Below are 15612 nucleotides of genomic sequence, written 5' to 3'. Positions count from 1 at the left end.
TTCAACCGCCTAGAAACCGCTGAATGCGAAAGCGTCGATGAAGCCGTCGCCGACCAGGACGCGCCCGATCGTGCCGTCGTCTCGCTCGGCGATCTGCCACACCGCGATCTCCGACTTGCAGGCGGACGACTCAGCCGGCCAGGGCGCCTCGCCGCAGCGATGATTCGGGCCGAACCAACCGGGCGTCTCGCCAGCATTCTTGAAGGCGTGGAGCACCGATTCGGCGGTGATCGGGCCCTCGATCCTCTCGAGGATGATTTCCATCGCGCGCCACGCGCTATACGGCGCAACAGCGAAGCCTTCGATGTGGTCTTCGTATCCGGCGGCGGTCATGAGATCGACGTACTCGGCGATCTGTGCCTGGATCTCAGGCGGCGCGAATTCGGCCGTCGACGGGAAGAAGACGTCGCTCTGGGTGTATGCGCCGATCGCGGCGGGACCCAAGATCGGGATGAAGAAGCTGCACGAGCCCGCGAACACCGGCTTGTCGTAACCGCTGGCGGCAGCAGCACCGACCATGCCGATGCAGCCGGGCTCGGTCAGCTGGCCCCAGACGCCGTCGACACCCGCCGCTTGCGCAGTGGCGATCGCCGCAGTCCAGTCCGGCGCTGCCGGGTCCACCAAGATGCCCTCCCATTCGATGCCGTGGTGCGCCATGATCGGGTTGCTGGTTGCATCCATGAAGGCGTTGCCCGCAGGAGTGTCCTCGAGGATCACAGCGATGTGGTCGATGCCGAGATCGGCGAACGTCTTCGCCGGACCGACTGCATACGCGCCCGCGGCCGAATGCATCAGAACCGCACCGGGGCTGTTCTGCTCGGTGACACCCCACGCGTGTGACGAGATGTATGGAATGCCAGCCTCGACCCACAGGTTGATCGCGGCCTCCGACGCCACCTCGATGCCCATGTAGGCAAGCACGACGTCGGCTTCGATCAGCTGGTTGGCGCAGTTGATGGCGCTCTCGGGCGTGCCGTCGGACAGGCAGAGCTCGGTTTCGATCATCGCACCGTTGATGCCGCCGTTGTCGTTGATGAACTGGATCGCCACCTCGCCGCCGGTACGGAACTCGGGCAGGGCGAATGCAGCGCCCTCGTTGTTCACGTAGCCGATCTTGATGACCTCGCCGGTGCGGTCGATTGCGGTCATGTCGTCGCTGTCGTCGGCCATGTCGTCATCGGTCATGTCGTCGCTGTCGTCGGCCATGTCGTCATCGGTCATGTCGTCGCTGTCGTCGGCCATGTCGTCATCGGAATCGTCGGCCATATCGTCGTCAGCCATGTCGTCGCCGTCATCGGCCGCCGTTGCTGCCGGGGCGTCGTCGGCTGCACCGTCGCCGTCCGAGTCATCGGCGCAGGCGGCGGCAATGAGGCTGAACGCAAACAGCAGTGCGAGAAGCCGAAGCAGTCGTGAATTCATGGAGTCCCCTGATCCCTGAGTCGCTCTTGGCAGGCACCGCTGGGAGCCCGCACGACCGTCGTCGCGCCGAGCGAATGGCGCCGATCCTATGTCACATCGGCGGCGGCCGTTAGCGGTTGCTGCAATGATGAGCCCTGAATTGCCGGCAGGACGGACCGGCGCCACAAGGGGGACAGCCATGGAAGTTCACGGGATGTGCAAGGAGGGCTTCGAGGCGGTCCGCGACGGCTTCGTGGAGAACTTCGAAGAGGGGCTGGAGGTCGGCGCAGCGGCGGCGGTGACGGTCGACGGTGAGCTTGTGGTGGACATCTGGGCCGGAGACGCGGACCCCAACGGCACGCCGTGGGACCGGGACACGATCGTCAACGTGTACTCGAGCACCAAGACCATGGCGGCCACCTGCATGCTCGCCCTCGCCGACCGCGGCGAGCTCGATTTCGACGCTCCCGTGTGCCAGTACTGGCCAGAGTTCGCCCAGAACGGCAAGGAAGGCGTGCTCGTCAGCCACGTCATGGCGCACACCGCCGGACTGCCGGGTTTCGTGCCGCCGGTGACCGCAGCAGACCTGTACGACCTCGACGCCATCGCCGAGCGGCTCGCCGCCCAGGAGCTGTGGTTCGAGCCGGGCAGCAAATCGGCCTACCACGCCGTCACCCAGGGCAACCTCGAAGGCGAGATCCTCTACCGCATCACCGGCAAGCGCATGGCGGACTGGTTCCGCGACGAGATCGCCGAGCCGCTCGGGGCCGACTTTCACATGAGCCTGCCCGCCTCCGAGGACGGCCGCATGGGCGAGCTCATCCCGCCGGAGGTGAACCTGGAAGCCCTCGAGATGAACGGCGTGCCCATCGAGCTCGACTCGCTCTGCGCCAAGACGCTGATGAGCTGCATGCTGGACGCCTCCGAGCCGCAGACCCGCGAATGGCGTGCGGCAGAGATCCCCGCGGCTGGCGGCATCGGCAACGCCCGCTCCATTGCGCGGATTCACTCGATGCTGGCCTGCGGCGGCGAGGTGGACGGCGTGCGGATCATGTCCGAGGCCGGTGCGCGCAAGGCCCTCGAGGAGCAGATCGACAACGTCGATGACGTGCTGTACATGCGGATGCGCCATGGCCTGGGCTTCGCCCGCGATCTCGACGGCTGGGTCACCAGTCCCAACCCGAACCACATGTTCTGGGGCGGTTGGGGCGGTTCGGTGGCCGTCGTCGACTTCGACGTCCGGGCATCGGTCGCCTATGTGATGAACCGCATGGAGAGCACCATCACCGGCGATCCCCGGGGCAACCGCATCGTGGATGCTGCGTTCGCCAGCATCGCTGCGGCGGGCTGAGCACACTGGCCCGCTGCCGCCCGCTTGGGGCTGCCCCAAGTAGCGACAGTCACGGCAAACTAGCGAGCCGCTCGTCGCCGCTCGAAGGGGTCAACCGTGCGCTTCAGCATCTTCTACGAACACCAACTGCCGCGCCCGTGGGACGAGGGGGCGGAGGCCCGCGTCATCAGCGAGGCACTCGAGCAGGTGCAGCTCGCTGACAAGCTTGGCTTCAGCACCGTGTGGGAGGTGGAGCACCACTTCCTGGAGGAGTATTCGCACTCCTCGGCGCCCGAGGTGTTCCTGTCGGCATGCGCCGCGACCACCCAGAACATCCGCATCGGCCACGGCATCGTGCCGGTGCTGCCGGGCTACAACCATCCGGCCCGGGTGGCCGAGCGCATCGGCACGCTCGACATCATCTCGAACGGCCGCGTGGAGTTCGGCACCGGCGAGACGTCGAGCGACATGGAGCTGGGCGGTTTCGAGATCGCCCGCGCCGACAAGCGGGCCATGTGGGAAGAGGCGGTCCCCGAGATCGCCAAGATGATGGCGCAGTCACCGTACGAGGGTCACACCGGCAAGTTCTTCTCGATGCCGGTGCGCAACGTGGTTCCCAAGCCGTTGCAACGCCCGCACCCGCCGATGTGGGTGGCGTGCAGCCAGCGCGACACGATCCTGATGGCGGGCCAGCGAGGCCTCGGGGCGCTGAGCTTCTCGTTCATCGATCCCGACGAGGCCCGCCAGTGGGTGTCGGACTACTACGCGGCCTTCGAGGCCTGCACCGACCCGGTCGGCTTGGCACCGAACCCCAACATCGCAGTGACGACGGGCTTCATGTGCCACCCAGACGAGCAGACGGCGCTCGACCGGGGCCTCGACGGCTTCCACTTCTTCGCTTACTCGCTGCTGCATTACTACGCGTTCGGCACCCACACGCCGGGCGCCACCGACATCTGGAGCCAGTTCGAGGAGAACCGCGAGGAGATGGGGTTCGCCAAGCTGACCGCCTCTGTGCAGGCGGCGGTGGGCTCGGACGGCGCCGACAACCTGGTGACAGAAGGCGGGCTGGACTCGCTGCGCGGCTGCATCGGCACTCCGAGCCAGATCCGCGAGTTCGTGCGGGCCTACGAGGACGCCGGAGTCGACGAGCTGATCTTCGTCAGCCAGGCCGGCCGCAACCGCCACGAGGACATCTGCGAGTCAATGGAGCTGTTCGCCCGGGAGGTCATGCCCGAATTCGCCGAGCGTGCCCCCGAGCGGGAAGCCCGCAAGCGCGAGCGCTACGCGGAGACCATCGAGCGGCTCCAGAACTTCCACAACCTCGACTTGACGCCCGAAGTCACGACCACAGTCCAAGCGGCCGCCACCGCCTGAGTTTGTCCTGCGTCTAGTAGGTCAGCAGTCCGCCATGGCGCCGAGCGCGGCGCAGACTTCAGGCCGGCGGTGGGGTAAGGCGCTTATGCGCTCCGTCAAGTGTGACTTGAGCACCACGCGAAGGTTGTCGAACGAAGCTGCGCTTGGGTGGGGGAGACCGTCGTCCGCGTCGAGCGCTACCTCGGTCGGGATGCCCCGAACAGTACGCGTGATCGGGGCGACGACCAGCTTGTTGAGCACTCCGATCGCCTCGTTGCGGGTGACGATGAGCACCGGCCGAACCTCGTTCTCGCTCTCCGCCCACCAAACGTCGCACTGAGCAGGTGTCACCAGGGTTCCTCGGCGATCATCGTCCGGGTGCTGTGCGCCGCCCATTCCATCTCGTCGTCGGTCTCGGGGATTCGGCGGTACGCGTCGACGATGGCCTCGCCGACTTGGCGCCGTCGCCGCCGGTCGAGCATCTCTTCGAGTGCTCGCCGCACCGCATCGGAACGGGACCGTGCGTCCCCACTCGCTACGAGTTCGTCAAGCTGGGCAAGCAGGCCGTCGTCAATTCGTGCCACCAATTGCGTCATATGTTGAGTCCAACAAGACGCAATGCATAACGTCATACAACGGCCTTGCTACCGTCTCACCTAGTTCTGGCTGCCGCTACAGGACGCCGTCCCAGAGGCCGATCTCCGCAGCAGCGGGGTTGTTCTCGACGCGGCATTCGTTGTCGAAGAGCATCGTCGGCCGGCTGCTCGCATCCCAGCGTGGCCAGTTGGGCAGGCCGCCGTGGTTGGGGTTGCCGTCTGTGGCGAACCGGACCCAGGCGTCGTGTGTGGCCGCAATCAGGTCCGCCGGCGGGTTGTCGCCGACGAAGCCGCGACCCATGTCGTTGTCGGCCTGGTCGAACGCGAACGGCACCTCGATGAAGTGGTGTGCACCCCACTCGCCGTCGCGCTCGGGGTTCTCCCAGTCGAACCGGTACATCCACAGATCTGCGTTCTGCGCCGATTGAGCGTCGGCAAGACGGATGGCAGGCACGGTGAACATCCGGTCGGTCTCAATCGCTGCGGCGAGTTCGTGCGGCGCAGCCCCGGGCCGGTTGTCGGTGTACAGCTGCAGCGCAGCGCCGCCGTCCTTGCCGGCCATGCCGAAGACCGCCCCCACGGTGGCCTGCACGAGTTCTTCGTTGAATATCTCTTTGAGATCCACGACGAAGATCAGCGCTTCCTCCTTGGTCGAACCGACCATGACCGACACGTCCTTGGCAGAACCGCCGGCAATGGCGTCGATCGGTCGTTGCGGCAGCTCCTCGGTGAAATAGGTGGGCTGGAACGCCATCGGCACTGCCGCTGCCTCGCGGTACTTCTCGGGGTCACGTGTCGCCCCCAGATCGTCGGTGATGGCGATCTGCGCGGCGAGCAGATCGTCGTTGCTGACGGCAGCGAGCGCAGCCGAGTCGCCGGGTGTGACGCCGACCGCCTCCATGACATAGGTGCTGATGAGTGACGCCGTGTCGGCGCTGAGGCCGTTGTGCGCGGCGCCGCTCTGGGGGATGGCGGCCCGGAACAGGCCGTTGGCGGAAGGCATCGCCATCAACGTGGAGCAGCTCATGCCGCCGGCAGATTCCCCGGCGATGGTGACCTTGGACGGATCGCCGCCGAAAGCAGCGACGTTCTCCTGCACCCATTGCAGGGCAGCGACCTGGTCGAGCATGCCGAGGTTGCCTGACTGGGCGTACTCGCCGAAGTGCCCGCCCAAGTTCATGAAGCCCTGCACGCCGAGCCGGTAGTTGATCGTCACGCACACGACGCCATCACGGGCGAACGCTGCGCCGTTGTACACGTCGTCGACGCCGCTGCCGGCATAGAAGGCGCCGCCGTGGATCCACACCAGCACCGGCATGCCGCCGGCACTCGGGTCCGGCGTCCACACGTTCAGCCGCAGGCAGTCGTCGCCAGCGGGATTGGGTGGTGTGCCCAGCTCGCCGAAGATGCCGGGCATGGGCTGCTGCAATGCCACGGGGCCATAGTCGGAGGCGTCGCGCACACCGTCCCAGCTCGCTGGGGCTGCTGGCGGTCGGAACCGAAGATCGCCCACGGGCGGTGCCGCGTAGGGAATGCCCTTGTAGGCGTGGACCCCTTGATCGTCGCCGCCGGCGAGTCGTCCAGAGTTGATCGTCACTTCTGCAGCCATGTCTGCCCCCTGTCGTTGCGCGGCGATGCTATGCGCGAGTCCGCGTGTCATGAGCCAGCCGCAAAGCGCTCGGACCCTGCCAGCGGTTGGGAAGTAGCGTGCGGGGGCTTATGGGGGGACGGCAGTGAACGGCGAGTGGCGCCGGGTGCTGCTGTACATCGGCGGGATGATGGGGCCGCTCGGCACCTTCGTGATGCTGCCGATGATCCCGGAGCTGCGCGACACGTTCTCGGTCACTACCAGCCAGATCGGCTGGGCGCTCAACGTCTACCTGGTGCCCTTCGCCGGCCTGCTGCTGGTGTCGGGCACGCTCGGCGACAAGTGGGGTCGAGTACGCACGCTGCGTACTGCCGTCGCGCTGTACGCGCTAGCGACCCTCGGGTGTGCCCTAGCCCCGAACTACGGGTGGTTTCTCGCGGCGCGTGCCGGTCAGGGGGTGATGAACGCGTTCATCACCCCGTTGCTGCTGGCGACGCTGACCGAGACTGCACCCACCGGAGGGGTCGGTCGCATCGTGGGCCGCTACGCGGCCTGCCAGGCGCTGGGCCAGCTCGCCGCACCGATGCTGGGCGGGATCGGCGCGGACACGAACTGGCGCTTCGCCTACGTGGCTACGGCCGCTATCGGCGCGGTGATTGCACTGCTGTTGCCGGCCAGCGCACCCGAAGCCGATCCAGACGATCGCCGGCAGGCAGATGCTCCGCCTCGATTCCAGTCCTTGATGCGACGCCCGACGTTGCTGGTGGCTGCTACCGCGCTGCTGTGTGCCTTGGGACCCATCGGGGCCAGGATCCTGGTGAGCCTGAGCGGCCGCGACGTGGTCGGATTGACGGGCTCGCAGGTGGGAGCGCTCCTGCTGGCCGGCGGGCTGGCCGGCATGGCAGCCGCGCCCTTGTGGGGGATCGCGCTCGACCGCTTGGGCGGCTTGCGGGCGGCCACCATTGCCATTGCCGTCTGCTCGGGCCTGGTGGCGCTGCTGCCCGCCGCAGGCGCGGCCTGGAAGTTGGCCGTGCTCTGGTTCGTCACCGGCGCCGCGACCCAGTCCGTGGTGGTCAGCTTCCAGTCGCTCGCCTCGGTTGCGGCACCCGACAATCGCGCCGGCGCACTGTCGTTCACGCTCTCGCTCCGCTTCGGCGGTCATGCGCTCGGCGCGGTGATCTGGCTGCCAGTGTTCGCCTTCAGCCCCGCGGGGGCTTACATCGGCTCCGCAGTAGTGGGCGCGATGGCTGTCGTGACGGTGCTGGCCAGCCGGATCGATACCTCCGGCCAAAGGTGAGTCAGCCGAGCCGATGCCGTACCCGGACGGCGGGCGTCAGGCGTTCTGGAGGTGCTGCCAGACGCGCTCGGCAGTGCAGGGAAGCTCGATGTGGCGCACGCCGAGATGCGACAGAGCATCGACCACGGCGTTCTGCACGGCTGGCGTGGCGCCGATGGTGCCCGACTCGCCGATGCCCTTCACGCCGAGGGGGTTGCGATCGGTCGGAGTCTCCATGGGAATCCGCTCGATGCTCGGCAACTCTGCCGCTGAGGCAATGGCGTAGTCCATGAAATTGGCGGTCAGCGGGTTGCCGTCGTCGTCGTAGACGAACACCTCGCCGAGCGCGTGGGCGATGCCGGAGGCCACGCCGCCGTGCACCTGGCCTTCCACGATCATCGGGTTCACGATGACGCCGGCGTCATCGCACGTCACGTGGCGCAGCGCGGTGACCTGGCCGGTGTCGCGGTCCACCTCCACGACCGAGAGTTGAACACCGAAGGGGAAGGTCGCACCCGGCGGCTGGAAGTCGCTCTCGGCCTGCAGCTCACGGCCGTCGGACTCGTTGACGTGCGCCGCGACCTGGGCCCAGTCGAGCGAGCGGGCGGGTGTGCCTGCAACGGCGAACGTGCCCGCATCGGCGTCGAGCACGATGTCGGCAGGGTCGGCTTCGAGCATCGCGGCTGCTGCCTGCTTGGCGACTTCGATGACTGCTTCGGCTGCCTCGAAGACAGCGACCCCGCCCGACTGGAGCGAACGCGAGCCGCCGGTGCCGCCGCCGCGCTTCACCTCGTCGGTGTCGCCGTGGCGCACCTCGATCCGATCGAATGCGATGCCGGTGGCATCGCTGGCGATCTGCGCATAGGCCGTGTGGTGTCCCTGGCCGTGGTTCGACGATCCCGTCAGCACCAGCGCGGAGCCATCGGGACGCACCTCCATGCTGCCGAACTCCGGGCCGACGACGGGGTTGGAGATCTCCACGTACGCACACCAGCCGAGGCCGAGCAGCTTGGTGTCTCCCTGGGAGAGCCGCCGCTGCTGCTCGGCCCGCAGCGCCGGGTAATCCGCGGCTTCGATGACCGCGTCGAGGGCCTTGGCGTACTCGCCTGAGTCCATCTCGCTGCCGGTGGGGGTCGTGAACGGGAACGACTCGGGCGGGATGAAGTTGCGGCGGCGCAGCTCGCTGGGGTCCATCCCGATCTCGGCTGCGAACACGTCCATCATCCGTTCGATCGCCAGCGTCGCTTCGGGGCGCCCCGCACCGCGGTACGCGCCGATGGGTGCCGTGTTGGTCGTGACCGAGTTGGTGTTGACCGACACCTTGTCGATGTCGTACACGCCGCTCGCCACCATCCGCACGAACATCGGCAGCAGCGCGCCGATCATCGGGTAGGCGCCCGAGTCCTGCAGCGCGTCCACCGAGTAGGCCGTGATGTTGCCGTCGCGGCTGCCGCCGAGGCGGGCCACGTAGGAGATGGCCCTTCCGTGAGCGAGGCCGAGCATGCTCTCCGAACGGGTCTCGGTCCAGCGGACCGGCCGTTCGAGGCGGCAGGTCAGCCGGGCGACGACGAAGTCCTCGACGTAGTTGGCGTTCTTGGTGCCGAACCCGCCGCCGACGTCGGGCGTGATCACGTGCACCTGGTCTTGTTCCAGACCGCAGAATCCGGCGAGGACATCTCGTGAGCGGTGCGGGAACTGGGTGCATGCCCAGTAGGTGAGGCGCTGTTCGGCGGGGTCCCACGAGGCGAGGGCGGCACGCGGTTCGATCGGGGCGCCGTTCAGGCGGGGATTGTCGAACGCCAGCTCGACGGTGACCTCGCAGTCGTCGAACAGGCCGTCTTCGTCGCCGCGGGGTATGGCGAACACCGTGTTGGTGCCAGCTTCGGGGAACAGCAGCTTGTCGTTGCCGGCGGCCTCGGCGGTATCGATGACCGCGTCGAGCGGTTCGTAGTCGGCGTACACCAGCTCGGCGGCATCCGTGGCTGCATGACGCGACTCCGCGACCACCACAGCGAAGGGATCGCCCACGTAGCGCACCCGGTCCTCCGCCAGCGGCGAGCGCAGCATCTGCTGGTTCAGCACCGGCATCGAGGGCGGGTCGGCGCTGAGATCGAGTTCGGCCGCGGTGTACACGCCGACCACGCCCGGCATCTGGGCCGCGTCGGCGGTGTGGATGGCGGTGATGTCCGCGTGAGCCATCACCGAGCGGACAAACACCGCATGCAGTGCGCCCGCGCATTCCACATCGTCGACATAGGTGCCGCCGACGGTCAGGTAGGCAGGGTCTTCCTTGCGCACGACACGCGTGCCGATCATGCTCATGGGCCCGTCAGTCCTCCGGTTGCGTCGTGGTTCGCTGCGATGTCGCCCCGCGAAGATGCGAGGCAATCCATCAACAACGAGATGTCCGGGCGAAGTTAAGCGGTTCCGGCCAGCGCCCGCTCAGAGCTGAAGGCGACTTCCTGGTAGTCGCCGTCGGCGACTTCGTCGATGCGGCGCTTGTACTTGGGGGCGCCGCCGTTGTACACGAAGTATCGGATCGTGCCGGCTTCGTGACCGTCGATGTTCGAGTTGTACCCGGTGAACCAGCCCTGCGCCTTGCGCATCAGCATCATGCTGTACATCTCGATGACGTGGTTGGTCCACTCCCGCTCGGCATCCGCGTCAGCCTCGAAGCGGGTATAGCCGTTCTCCCAGACGAAGTCCATCAGGCCGGTGATCCACTCAACGCCGATCTCGATGCCCCGCGGGTAGTTGGTGGAGGCTGAGCCGCTCTGCGGGCCGGCGATCGTGAGCAGGTTCGGGAAGCCGTTGACCATCATTCCCAAGAAGGTGATCGGGCCGTCCTTCCACTTGTCAGCCAGCCGCTGACCGCCGCTGCCCCGGAAGTCGATGCGGTCGAACGCGCCGGTCATGGCGTCGAAGCCGGTGGCGTACACGATCAGGTCGAACTCGTAGTGCTGGTCGCTGGTCTGGATGCCGGTGGGGGTGATCCGCTCGATCGGGGTCTCCTGCAGATCGACCAGCGAGACGTTCGGCCGGTTGTACGTCTCGTAGTAGTGCGTCTCGAGCGGGACCCGCTGCACGCCGAATCCGTGGTCCTTGGGGATGAGCTTCTCGGCGATGACCGGATCGTCCACCCGCTCGCGGATCTTGTCGGCGATGAACGCCGACAGCTCGGCGTTGGCCTCCTCGTCGAAGAAGATCTCGCGGTAGTTGGCCATCCAGATGCCGAAGCCGGGCTCGCCGTAGAGCTTCTCCCACATCGCACGGCGCTCCTCGGCAGAGACGTTGTGGAAACCGGTGCGGATCGGCTCGTGCTCGAATCCGCCCGGCGTGCGAGCGCACAGGTCGAAGATGTCGTCGTAGCGAGCGCGGATGGTGGACATCTCCTCGGGGGAGATCTCGCTGTTGTGCAGCGGGGCGCACCAGTTGGGGCGCCGCTGGAAGACCGTCAGGTGCTCGGCCTGCTCGCCGATGGCCGCAATGGCCTGCACGCCGGTGGCGCCGGTGCCGATGACAGCCACCCGCTTGCCCTTGATCTCGACCGGTTCCGCAGGCCAGTGGTAGGTGTGGAACGACGGTCCTTCGAACACGTCGGTGCCGTCGAAGTCGACGCCCTCGATGCGGGGGTAGGTGGGCGCGGACAGCAGGCCCAGCGCGGTCAGCAGGAAGCGGCAGCTCAGGTCGCGGCCGTCGGCCAGGTGCAGGCGCCACTTGCCTGCCTCGTCGTCGAAGTGCGCCGACTCGACGGTGCAGTTGAACTGCATGTACTGGCGCAGGTCGAACTTCTCGGCCACGTAGTTGAGGTAGCGCAGGTTCTCGGGCTGGCCCGAGAAGCGCTCCTTCCAGTGCCACTCCTCGAGGAGTTCGTCGGAGAAGGAGTAGCCGTAGGTGTAGCTCTCGGAGTCGAAGCGGCAGCCGGGGTAGCGGTTCCAGAACCAGGTGCCGCCGAGGTCGCTGCCCATCTCGAGCACCGTCGCGTGGACGCCGCGCTCGGCCAGCCGGTACATCTGGTAGATGCCCGCCACGCCCGCGCCGATGATGATGACTTCGTAGTCGTTGGTGCTGTCGGCGCTGCCGTTCGAGGTTCCGTTGGTCGCTGCTGCTGCCATGTCTGGTGTCCCCCAAATTGAGATCGTACGGCGCATCGCCGGATCGAGCGGCTGCGAATCCGCCGGTGTCGTCGCCGGCGCTCCGGACCCGTCTCCTCACAATAGTCGAACGCGCATTAGGAAATTTCGTGGCTGCTCTGCGTCGAACGGCCGGCCCGGTGAGCCGGCCCGGCTCGGCCCTAGTCTCCGGCCATGGCTCAACCTCTGCGATTCGGCGTCGTCCACGATCTGCGCAGCCCGCCCGGCAGCGAGGTGACGCTGCCGGAGATGTACGCGCAGGCGCTCGACCAGCTCGAAATGGCGGACGAGCTGGGATTCGAGCTGGCGTGGTTCACCGAGCACCATTTCCTCGACGACGGCCACCTGCCCAATTTCGTCCCGATGGCGGGAGCGGTGGCGGCGCGCACGTCCCGTCTGCGCATCTCGACCGACATCCTGCTGGCGCCGTTCGTCCACCCAGTCCGGCTGGCTGAGGATCTCGCCGTGCTCGACAACATCTCGGGCGGGCGCATCGAGCTCGGCATCGGCATGGGCTACGCGGCGCACGAATTCCGCGGCTTCGGCATCCCGCAGTCGCGCCGGGTGTCGCTGACCGAGGAGCTGGTGCAGATCCTGCGGCTGGCCTGGCAGGGCGAGCCGTTCAGCTTCGAGGGCAAGCGCTGGCGCTTCGACGATCTGCTGGTGACCCCGGCGCCGGTGCAGCCAGGCGGCCCGCCGCTGTGGATTGCCGGGATGAGCAGCAACGCCGCCGTGCGGGCGGCCCGCTTCGACACGCACCTGCTGCCGCAGGGCGCTCCCGACATCGTGTTGGAGCCCTGGAAGGACGAGCTTCGTGGCTCGGGCCGTGATCCCGACGATTACCGGGTGGGCATCATCCGCTCGATCTTCGTGACCGATGATCGCGAGGGTGCTTGGCAGCAGATCAGGGCTGCGGAGCGTTACCGGGCGGGCGTGTACGCCCGGCTCTTCGACGAGACCCCCGACACCTTCACTGCGTTCGACCCGTCGAAGGGTGCGATTCCCCAAGGCTGGATCGTCGGCGACGAAGACCATTGCACGGCCGAGCTGATCGAGTTCATCGGGCAGTACGGCTTCACCGACGTGTGCACCTGGGGCGGTCCGCCCGGCCTGCCGCCCTCGGTCATGAACGATTCGCTGGAGCGCCTCGGACGCAATGTGATCCCGCGGGTGCGCGCCGCGGTCGAGGGCGGCTGAGACTGCAGTTGACGGGCTCTGCTCGTCAGCGGCTGGCGTGCTCGATCAGCCAGTCGAAGCAGGGATCCGACAGTGCGCCCGTCATCAGCTCGGGATGCCATTGCACGGCGACGACGGGCAAATCGACATGCTCGAACCCCTCGATGATGCCGTCGGGGGAGTGAGCGGTGGCGACGTAGCCCTCGCCGAGCCGGTCAGCAGCTTGGTGGTGCAGCGAGTTCACGGCCAGCTCGGGTCCGTACATCCGGCGCAGTTCGCTGCCGGGGGTGGTGGTGACGATGTGAGGCGTGGCGTCAGCGGGCGCGTCGGTGCGTGCGTGGTCCGGCAGGTCGAGGTGCAGCGTGCCGCCAGCAGCGACGGTCAACAGCTGGGCGCCCCGGCAGATGCCGAGCACCGGATGATCGGCCGCGATGGACGCGTCGAGCATCGCCAGCTCGAATGCGTCTCGCAGCGGGATCTCCTCGCCCCCCGTCAGCGCATCGGCGGGGGTGTCGAACGCGCTGCCCGGTATGCCGATCGAGGGGTCGATTGATCCGGGTTCCAACCGGTCTGCATATAGGCACGTGGCGATGTCCTCGCCGCCGGTGAGCAGCAGACCGTCGAGCCGCGCCGCCAGCTCCTCCGGATCGGATTCGAGCGGCAGGAACACGGGGATGCCGCCGGCTGCTGCCACGTCACGGGCGTACGCGCAGACATAGAGATCGACATCGATCTCAGCAAAGTTCGACGGGAAGCCGCCGATGCGTGAGCCCTTGCGTCGTCGGCCCACGACCCCGATCAGCGGTTTCTGCACCCGACCACCCTAGATGGGCACCCTGGGGCGTCCTCGGGTTGCGTCTGTCTGCGGGCGGTTCGCCGGACACAGCTACGGTCGGGCACATGGTGGTGCAGTGCCCGGATCGCCGTGGCTGCGTGAACGCCACGGGGGCGAAGGAGCGGTTCTGGCGTGCCTGCTGAGCACGACAGATCGATGATTGTGGTTCCGTTGGAACCAGTGGGGGGCGAGCCCTCCGCCAGCGAGGATCCCCGAGGCCCGACTCGGCCTCGACGGGGATGGTGGCTGGTCATTGCCTTGGTAGTGGTTGTGGGCGCTGCCGCAGTCGTTGTGAGCCTGCCGGCTGGACCGGATCCGCTCACCGACGACGCTGCAGAGGGCGCAGCCGCAGAAGGCGATGAGGCTGCGGAGACTTCCGATGCGGCGCTACCGGAGGCTCAGGAGACAGCCGACGAAGCGTCGGCGGATCTCACGACGCCGGCGGAGCAATCCGATGACGACCTCGCGGCCGGCGAGCCACCGCCTGCCGATGCCGAAGACACTGAAGAGCTGTCGGAGGCCTTCGGCGAGCCGGAGCACCCGGTGTCCGGTGTCGAGCCCTACATCCCGAGCCGGGTGCGGCCTGCGGAGCTCGGTCCGCCTGCGGAGGTGTGCTTGGGAACGCTGCCCGCATACCGCATCCAGCTTCCCCTGCGCTTCGCCAGCACCAAGCCCGAGGGCATCGATCACGTGTCGTGGTCGCCGGACTGCCGACGCATGGTGTTCCGAGTTGGCCCCGCGTTGTGGCTGGCCGGCGGCGATGGCACCGGGGACATGCCGTTCCTGACGGCGCAGTACGGGCTCAGCGATCCGGCATGGTCACCCGACGGCGAGTGGATCGCGTTCTCCCAGGACGCAATCGTCGACGGGGAGCGGACAAGTCACATCCTCCTTGTCCAGCCAGATGGCCTTGGGCTCAGCCAGATCACCGACGGTGTGGTGCTCGACCGCGACCCGGCGTGGTCGCCCGACGGCAAGCGGCTGGTCTTCTCGCGGCGAGCACGGGTGTCCGGTGATGGTGCCGGCGAGTTTGACCACTTCTTCGTCGCGGTGGACATCGCGACCGGCGACGAGCAGGTGCTTGCCTCCGGCGTCGGACCCGATTCGCGGCCGTCGTGGTCGCCCGACGGCGAGCTGCTCACGTACGGCTCAGGCATCACGCTGATGGCGCTGCGCCCGCGAGACGGCGTGGCACGGGTCATGCTGGCCGACGCCGCGGGGCGGGGTGCAGCGTGGTCGCCCGATGGCTCGCGGGTCGCGGCGTTCCGCCACTGGCACGACGACCGGACGATGATCGTGGTCAGCGACCTGCCGGGGCTGTACCCGGGCGATGAGCATGTGATCGAGGTGGAAGGATTCGAGCCGTTCTCGCCAAGTGCGGCGCCGAGCCTGCAGTGGAGCGCTGACGGCCGACGCGTCTTCTTCTACGCCGCGGACACGCCCGGCAGCCACTGGGCGTACTCGGTCGTGGTGCCCGAACCGGCGCGCCCGCCCGAGTACTGGGCAGCGCTGGCCACCGTCGAGGACGTGCTGCAAGCAGCCGGGTACAGCGAGGTCAGCGCACAGCACTCAGTCGACGTCGAGGCCGAGTTCGTGATGAGAGGCCGCGCCGCCGCAACGGCAGTCGAGGCATGGGTCGCGTTCGACCGTACCGAACCACGAGGCGTCTTCGACGCCATCGAGAACACCCACTCCGACATGCCCGCCATCACCCGCGGCGACGACCGCAACGGCGTCTGGTTCACCTGCAACAACCTCTACGGCGAAGTGCTCGCCCAATCGCTGCAAGAGGCCGACGCCCTGGCCGCCACCCTGATCCCAGCCCTCTGCCCCGCCAACTAGCTCGTCGCGGTGACCTACCGGGACTCAGGCCGCGCGATGGCCGCACACTGGGAAATGCTCTGGCGCGGTATTCTCGTTATCA

At 67.5% G+C, this 15612-nt stretch carries 12 protein-coding genes; 5 read left to right on the top strand and 7 right to left on the bottom strand.

Annotated features, from left to right (window positions below):
• Window positions 1–9 precede the first annotated feature (9 nt).
• Window positions 10–1419, bottom strand: a complete 1410-nt coding sequence (locus tag ACOGW9_RS06310) for an ABC transporter substrate-binding protein (RefSeq protein WP_419909445.1) — start codon at window positions 1417–1419, stop codon at window positions 10–12.
• Between the two features lie 178 nt (window positions 1420–1597).
• Here ACOGW9_RS06310 and ACOGW9_RS06305 point away from each other — a divergent pair, with 178 nt between their 5' ends.
• Both ACOGW9_RS06305 and ACOGW9_RS06300 read left to right on the top strand, forming a co-directional pair.
• Complete coding sequence (locus tag ACOGW9_RS06305) at window positions 1598–2749, top strand: serine hydrolase domain-containing protein (protein WP_419909443.1); 1152 nt, start codon at window positions 1598–1600, stop codon at window positions 2747–2749.
• A 96-nt stretch (window positions 2750–2845) separates the two neighbouring features.
• Window positions 2846–4105, top strand: coding sequence for an LLM class flavin-dependent oxidoreductase (locus ACOGW9_RS06300; RefSeq protein WP_419909441.1), 1260 nt, complete (start codon window positions 2846–2848; stop codon window positions 4103–4105).
• A 21-nt stretch (window positions 4106–4126) separates the two neighbouring features.
• Here ACOGW9_RS06300 and ACOGW9_RS06295 read toward each other — a convergent pair whose 3' ends face one another.
• The 3 genes from ACOGW9_RS06295 to ACOGW9_RS06285 all read right to left on the bottom strand — a co-directional run bounded on the left by ACOGW9_RS06295 (window position 4127) and on the right by ACOGW9_RS06285 (window position 6289).
• Window positions 4127–4435 carry a type II toxin-antitoxin system PemK/MazF family toxin gene (locus tag ACOGW9_RS06295; RefSeq protein ID WP_419909439.1) on the bottom strand — a complete coding sequence of 103 codons (309 nt, stop codon included), beginning with the start codon at window positions 4433–4435 and terminating at the stop codon, window positions 4127–4129.
• Window positions 4432–4680 carry a ribbon-helix-helix domain-containing protein gene (locus ACOGW9_RS06290; RefSeq protein ID WP_419909437.1) on the bottom strand — a complete coding sequence of 83 codons (249 nt, stop codon included), beginning with the start codon at window positions 4678–4680 and terminating at the stop codon, window positions 4432–4434. The genes ACOGW9_RS06295 and ACOGW9_RS06290 overlap by 4 nt, the downstream gene beginning before the upstream one ends.
• 76 nt (window positions 4681–4756) lie before the next feature.
• The gene (locus tag ACOGW9_RS06285; RefSeq protein WP_419909435.1) at window positions 4757–6289 is read right to left on the bottom strand and encodes a carboxylesterase/lipase family protein; all 1533 of its coding nucleotides are present in this window, start codon (window positions 6287–6289) and stop codon (window positions 4757–4759) included.
• Window positions 6290–6413: 124 nt separating this feature from the next.
• On the opposite strand from ACOGW9_RS06285, the gene ACOGW9_RS06280 reads away from it, so the two are divergent.
• The gene (locus ACOGW9_RS06280) at window positions 6414–7565 is read left to right on the top strand and encodes an MFS transporter (RefSeq protein ID WP_419909433.1); all 1152 of its coding nucleotides are present in this window, start codon (window positions 6414–6416) and stop codon (window positions 7563–7565) included.
• A 36-nt stretch (window positions 7566–7601) separates the two neighbouring features.
• On the opposite strand, the gene ACOGW9_RS06275 is transcribed toward ACOGW9_RS06280, so the two are convergent.
• Both ACOGW9_RS06275 and ACOGW9_RS06270 read right to left on the bottom strand, forming a co-directional pair.
• On the bottom strand, window positions 7602–9866 hold the full coding sequence (locus ACOGW9_RS06275) for a xanthine dehydrogenase family protein molybdopterin-binding subunit (protein ID WP_419909431.1): 2265 nt from the start codon (window positions 9864–9866) through the stop codon (window positions 7602–7604).
• A gap of 95 nt (window positions 9867–9961) precedes the next feature.
• Window positions 9962–11659 carry a flavin-containing monooxygenase gene (locus ACOGW9_RS06270; RefSeq protein WP_419909429.1) on the bottom strand — a complete coding sequence of 566 codons (1698 nt, stop codon included), beginning with the start codon at window positions 11657–11659 and terminating at the stop codon, window positions 9962–9964.
• A gap of 192 nt (window positions 11660–11851) precedes the next feature.
• Between ACOGW9_RS06270 and ACOGW9_RS06265 the strand changes: the two genes are divergently transcribed.
• Window positions 11852–12874 carry an LLM class flavin-dependent oxidoreductase gene (locus tag ACOGW9_RS06265; protein WP_419909427.1) on the top strand — a complete coding sequence of 341 codons (1023 nt, stop codon included), beginning with the start codon at window positions 11852–11854 and terminating at the stop codon, window positions 12872–12874.
• Window positions 12875–12899: 25 nt separating this feature from the next.
• Here ACOGW9_RS06265 and ACOGW9_RS06260 read toward each other — a convergent pair whose 3' ends face one another.
• Entirely contained in the window at window positions 12900–13667 is a 768-nt protein-coding gene (locus ACOGW9_RS06260) for a gamma-glutamyl-gamma-aminobutyrate hydrolase family protein (protein ID WP_419909425.1), read from the bottom strand.
• A gap of 192 nt (window positions 13668–13859) precedes the next feature.
• On the opposite strand from ACOGW9_RS06260, the gene ACOGW9_RS06255 reads away from it, so the two are divergent.
• A complete protein-coding gene (locus ACOGW9_RS06255; protein ID WP_419909423.1) occupies window positions 13860–15530 on the top strand; it encodes a TolB family protein in 1671 nt (556 codons plus the stop codon).
• The last annotated feature ends 82 nt before the right edge of the window (window positions 15531–15612 follow it).

The sequence above is a fragment of the Candidatus Poriferisodalis sp. genome (assembly GCF_965203655.1).
GTDB lineage: Bacteria > Actinomycetota > Acidimicrobiia > Acidimicrobiales > Poriferisodalaceae > Poriferisodalis.
This window is presented reverse-complemented; position numbering and strand designations above follow the sequence as displayed.